General features: G+C 78.1%; 1 protein-coding gene. It reads right to left on the bottom strand.

Annotated elements, in window-relative coordinates:
• A partial coding sequence (locus tag K2Z83_RS28320) for a HEAT repeat domain-containing protein (RefSeq protein ID WP_220598521.1) occupies positions 1-1,700 on the bottom strand: 1,700 nt, incomplete at both ends.

Here is a 1,700-nt window from a genome sequence, read left to right on the forward strand (position 1 = left end):
GCGCGCCGAGCGCGAGGACGCAGCTGCGTCGTAGCAGCGGCGGCCCGTCGGTGCCGAGCGCCTCGATCAGCGCCCGGACGGCCTCGGGGCGGCCGCTGCGGCCCAGCGCCCGGGCGGCGCAGATACGCAGCTGCGGCGGCTCGTCGGCGTGCTTGAGGATCGCGCTCGCCAGGCTCAGGGTTGGGTGGCTCGCCATGAGGCGCTCCAGCGCATCGACACGGAGCACGAGGGGCGCCGACATATCGGAGACCGGCGCGATCAGCCGCGGGTCGCCGGGGGCGACCTTGGCCAGGATCTGGTGCGCCCTGAGGCGGATAGGCGGCAGAGGCGAGTCGAGGTAGCCGTGCAGCAGCGGCAGCTGGGCTGCCCCGTCAAGGTCAAGCAGGGCGGCGACGGCGGCGAGGCGCAGGCCCGGCGCGGCGGTGACACCCTGGCTGATCCGCACGAGCGCCGGCGCGGCGCTCTGGTCGCCCATGTCGCCGAGGGCGGCGATGGCGCGGGCTGCATCCTCGGCCCGCTCGCTCTGGGCCGCGCGGAGCAACAGCGGCAGCGCCTCGCGCTCGCCGGCGCGGGCGAGCGTGAGGCCGATGGCGACGGTGAGCGGTATCGCGCCGCCCTCGGCCCGCACGATCTGGCGCAGAGCGCGGCGTGTCTCGTCGGATAGGGGCTGCGGCAGGGCTGTCACGGCGCGGGCGCGCAGCTGCTCGGGGGCGTCGATCGCGGTGATGATGGCACGCAGGGCCGTGTCGGCGTCGGCCCCGCCGATCTTGCCCATGGCGACGACGGCGCTGTCGCGCAGGTAGGACTCGGCGACGCCGCTCACGGCGATCTGCTGGAGGTCCGGCAGCGCCCGCTGGTCGCCCAGGTCGCCCAGGATCATCGCCAGCTTGCCCAGGGTGAACGGGTCGTCGCCGCCGGCGCGCAGCCGGCCCCGCGCCCACGCGGCGACCGATGGCGCGCGGCCGAGGCGCTCGATGGCGGCCCAGCGCAGGGCGGGGGTGCCGGTCGGGCTATCGAGGATCGCCTCTAGCTCAGCGGCGACGCTGTCGCCTGCGGCGTGGGCCAGGGCGTCCAGCAGCCCTGCGGGCGGCAACGCCCCCGGCGCGTGCAGGATCGCGTGCCGCAGGCGCGAGCACAGCTCGTCGGCCAGATCGGGCCGCAGCTCGGCGAGGGTGGCCAGGGCGGCGGCGGCGGCGGCGGCGGCACCCTCGGCCTGCCGGCGACCCAGCTCATCCAGGCTGCTCGGCTGGTCGTCGGATGTGTCGCCGGCCGCCAGGCTGTCGAGCAGGACGGCGCGCGTGCCAGGATCGAGCGGGATCGCCTGCCAGAGGTCGACCGGGGTGTGGGCGAGGGCGGGCACGGCGGCGAGCCAGCCGGCGCGCAGGGCGGCCGGGCGGCCGGGGTTGAGCAGTGTGCTCAGGGCCGGGGCTGCCACGACAGCCCCGGCGGCGGCGAGGGCGGCGGCGACGCTGCAGGTCAGCGCGGCGTCGGGGTCGGGCCGGGAGATGGCCTCGATCAGGGCGGCGACCGCGATGCGCCCGCCACCGGGGGCGTGGGCGAGGGCGGCGAGGGCGGCGGCGGAGGAGCGGCGCAGGATGGGCGGGCCGTCGCCGAGGAGGGCGCGACGCAGCTGTGGGGCCGCGTCGACCGCGGCGGCCGCGCCGAGCAGACGGGCGGCCGCCGCGCGCAGGGGCGCGGGC

Source organism: Oscillochloris sp. ZM17-4, assembly GCF_019599295.1.
Lineage (GTDB): Bacteria > Chloroflexota > Chloroflexia > Chloroflexales > Chloroflexaceae > Oscillochloris.